4 protein-coding genes are annotated in these 3916 nt (G+C 70.5%); all 4 read left to right on the top strand.

Going from position 1 to position 3916, the window contains the following annotated elements; translation table 11 throughout:
• Positions 1 to 1439, top strand: a 1439-nt coding sequence (locus tag VE172_RS20280) for an AAA family ATPase (protein WP_324803798.1), incomplete at its 5' end; no start/stop codon positions are given.
• A 69-nt stretch (positions 1440 to 1508) separates the two neighbouring features.
• Positions 1509 to 2678, top strand: coding sequence for a signal recognition particle-docking protein FtsY (ftsY, locus tag VE172_RS20275; protein ID WP_324803797.1), 1170 nt, complete (start codon positions 1509 to 1511; stop codon positions 2676 to 2678).
• Between the two features lie 10 nt (positions 2679 to 2688).
• Positions 2689 to 3483, top strand: coding sequence for an aminoglycoside phosphotransferase family protein (locus VE172_RS20270; protein ID WP_349258475.1), 795 nt, complete (start codon positions 2689 to 2691; stop codon positions 3481 to 3483).
• A gap of 76 nt (positions 3484 to 3559) precedes the next feature.
• Positions 3560 to 3766 (top strand): hypothetical protein, encoded by a 207-nt coding sequence (locus VE172_RS20265; RefSeq protein WP_324803795.1) that lies wholly within the window; start codon positions 3560 to 3562, stop codon positions 3764 to 3766.
• Positions 3767 to 3916: the final 150 nt, after the last annotated feature.

Raw genomic sequence — 3916 nt, 5'->3', positions numbered from 1 at the left:
ACAAGCAACGCAACGCCGTGGCGCGCCGCGCCGCCGAGCTGGGCGCCGCGGCGTCCTCCGCCGAGGGGGAGGTGCGGCGGCTGCTGGAGGGCAAGCGGGCCGCCGAGACCGCCCGCGACGCCGACCTGGCCGGCCTGACGGAGCTGGAAGACGAACTGCGCCAAGCGGAGTCGGCGCCAGAGGAGGACGACCCGTCCACCTCCGAGCGCGATTCGCTGTCGGTCGCCCTGCAGCAGGCGCGGCAAAACGAGATGGAGACCCGCCTGGCGGTGCGCACCGCCGAGGAGCGGGTGTCGGCGCTAGCGGGACGGGCCGACGCCCTGGAGCGCCAGGCCCACCAGGAGCACCAGGCCCGCCAGCGCGCCGCCATGCGCAAGGCCGTGCGGCAGCGGGCCTGCTCGGTCGCCGAGCTCGTCGCCGACGGCGTCGGCTCGGCCCTGGAACACATCGAGCGGTCGCTGGCCCAGGCCGCGTCCGAAAGGGACGCCGCGCAGCAGGCCAAGAACGCCCGCGAGGCCGCCGTCACCGAGGTGCGCAAGCGCGCCAGGGAACTGGCATCCGAATTGGACCGACTCACCGACGCCGTCCACCGCGACGAGGTGGCCCGCACCGAGCAGCGGCTGCGCATCGAGCAGCTGGAATCGCGCGCCGCCGAGGAATTCGGCATCGACGTCGACACCCTGATCGCCGAATACGGCCCCGAACAGCCGGTGCCGCCCACCGCCGCCGAGCTCGCCAAGGCCGACGACGACGGCAAACCCGAGCCGATGGCCGCGCCCTTCGAGCGTCCCGTGCAGGAGAAGCGGGCCGCCCGCGCCGAGCGCGAGCTCAAGCTGCTGGGCAAGGTGAACCCCCTGGCGCTGGAGGAGTTCGCGGCCCTGGAGGAGCGCTACAAGTTCCTCGCCGAGCAGCTCGACGACCTCACCCGGTCCAAAAAGGACCTGTTGAGTGTCGTCAAGGACGTCGACGACCGCATCCTCGAGGTGTTCACCTCGGCCTACGCCGATGTCGCCGCCGAGTTCGAGAAGGTGTTCTCCACCGTCTTCCCCGGCGGCGAGGGACGGCTGCTGCTCACCGAGCCTGACAACATGCTCACCACCGGCATCGAGGTGGAGGCCCGCCCGCCCGGCAAGAAGGTGAAGCGGCTGTCGCTGCTGTCGGGCGGCGAGCGCTCCCTGACCGCGATCGCCTTGCTGTGCGCGATCTTCAGGGCGCGCCCCAGCCCGTTCTATCTCATGGACGAGGTGGAGGCCGCGCTCGACGACGTGAACCTCGGACGGCTGCTGACCCTGCTGTCGCAGCTGCGCGAGACCTCGCAGCTGCTGGTCATCACCCACCAGAAACGCACCATGGAGATCGGCGACGCGCTGTACGGGGTGACGATGCGTTCCGGTGTCACGCAGGTGATCAGTCAGCGACTGGGAGATTCCGAGGACTGACATAACCAGTATGCTCGCGCGACCCGTACAGTGGGTGCGCGAGTTTCGGTGTGGAAGGGTAAAGGCGGAATGGACAACTGGCAGTTGTGGCTGATCGTGGGCGTCGTCCTGGCGCTGATGATCGTCGGCTTGGTGGTGGCGGCGGTGCGCACCCGCCGCGCCGTGCCGCCGGTGGACGGCGCCGAGACCGAGGCCGAGGCGGCCGAGGAGGCGGCCGAGCCTGAGGCCGAGCCCGCGCCACAGGCCGTCCCCGCCGAGATCGCCGTCGAGACACCCGAACCCACCGCGGGCCGCCTGGTGCGGCTGCGCGCCCGGCTGTCGCGGTCCAACAACGCCCTGGGCCGCGGGCTGCTGTCGCTGCTGTCGCGCGACCGGCTGGACGACGACGCGTGGGAGGAGATCGAGGAGACCCTGCTGACCGCCGACGTCGGTCTGGAGGCCACCACCGAGATCACCGAGAAGCTGCGCGAGCGCGTCAAGGTGCTGGGAACCCGTTCCCCGCAAGAACTTCGGAAGATGCTCAGCGAGGAGCTCACCGCCGCGCTCGACCCCGACTTCGACCGCTCGCTGAGCCTCAAGGGCGCGCAGGGCCGCCCGTCGGTGGTGCTGGTGGTGGGCGTCAATGGCGCCGGAAAGACCACGACGTGCGGCAAGCTGGCCCGGGTGCTGGTGGCCGACGGGCACCGGGTGGTGCTGGGCGCCGCCGACACCTTCCGCGCCGCCGCCGCCGATCAGCTACAGACCTGGGGCGCCCGGGTGGGCGCCACCGTGGTGCGCGGCGCCGAGGGCGGCGACCCGGCCAGCGTCGCGTTCGACGCGGTCAAGACCGCCAAGGACTCCGGCGTCGACTCGGTTCTGGTGGACACCGCCGGGCGTCTGCAGAACAAGACCGGGCTGATGGACGAGCTCGGCAAGGTCAAGCGGGTCATCGAAAAGCAGGGCCCGGTGGACGAGACGCTGTTGATCCTGGACGCCACGACGGGCCAGAACGGGATGGAGCAGGCGCGGGTGTTCACCGAGGTCTGCGACGTGACCGGGGTGGTGCTCACCAAGCTCGACGGGACGGCCAAGGGCGGAATCGTGATCGCGGTACAGCGTCGCCTGGGGGTTCCGGTTAAGCTCGTCGGATTGGGAGAGGGTCCGGATGACCTGGCTCCCTTCGACGTTGCGCAGTTCGTCGACGCACTATTGGACGACGGCGAAATGAAGAATGGCGGCGTGACGGCGCAGGCCGGCTGAAGTTGGACGGTTGGTGGTGACAGATCAGGAAGTACCGCTTCACGGCGGGAACACGAGCACGGTCGTGCGCCTCGGTGACACCGTGCGCCGCAATACCGGCCCCTGGACCCCAGCGGTACACGCGTTGCTCCGGCACCTGGATGCCGCGGGCTTCACCGGCGCGCCCAAGGCGCTGGGGATAGACGAGCACGGCCGCGAGGTTCTGTCCTATCTGGAAGGTGAGTGCGGCAAGTACCCACTCGCCCCACATTGGACCACCGACGAGGCGCTCAACACGGTGGCCACCATGCTGCGGATGTACCACGACTCGCAGTACGGCTTCCGCACGCCACCGGGCGCGGTCTGGCGCTCCTTCGGGCCCCCTCCGCCCGACACCGAGGTGGTGTGCCACCACGACGCCGCCCCCCACAACGTGATCTGGCGCCCCGACGGGACGCTGGCGCTCATCGACTTCGACCTCGCCTCGCCCGGGGCCCGGATCTACGACGTGGCGTACGCCGCGTGGACCTGGGTGCCGCTGTTCTCCGACCGCGACTCGTACACGCTGGGCTGGAAGAAACCCGACCGGGCGCGGCGGCTGCGGCTGTTCGCCGACGCGTACGGACTGTCCGAACGCGACCGTTACCGCTTCATCCGGGTGATCCGCAAGCGGATCGTCGACCACATCGAGGGCATCCGCCGCATGGCGGCGCAGGGCGACCCGTCCTTCGTGCGCATCGTCCGCAAGGGACACCTGCGGCGCCCGATGCGGGACCTGAAGGTGCTGGATCACGAGCGCTACATCCTGGACCACGCGCTGAAATAACGTCAGCATCCAGACCAGGGCACCCGCCATCGTGAGCACCGCGAGGAAGCCGCCGAGCCTCGGGCTCTTGTAGACGGTGAACGCGATCTCCTTGCCGCGGGCGTCCACCATGGGCACCCGCGGGCTGCCCGCCACCGACGTGGCGATGTACCCGGCCAACAGGAACATCAGCGGCGGGATGAACACGATCCACAGGCCGATGCCGCCCGGCAGCGCGCCGCTGGACTGGAGCCCGAACAGGACAAGCTGGACGACGAAGCAGGCGACCATCGCCGCGGCGTAGACGATCAGGTTGCGGACGAAGTGGTGGCCGCGCGGCAGCAGCGGCGGCAGCTGGGCGGCGCGCAGCGCCTGGGTGCGCAGCCGCTCGGCGTCGTCGAGGGCGGAGGTGGCGGCGGCCAGCTCGGCCTCCAGGGTGCCCACGGGCGTGGTG

This window comes from Stackebrandtia sp. (genome assembly GCF_035643755.1).
GTDB lineage: Bacteria > Actinomycetota > Actinomycetes > Mycobacteriales > Micromonosporaceae > Stackebrandtia.
This window is presented reverse-complemented; position numbering and strand designations above follow the sequence as displayed.

What these genes read in the sequence shown, in the direction of transcription:
- ftsY (WP_324803797.1), top strand. Translation starts at nt 1,509, where the DNA reads ATGGACAACTGGCAGTTGTGGCTGATCGTGGGCGTCGTCCTGGCGCTG.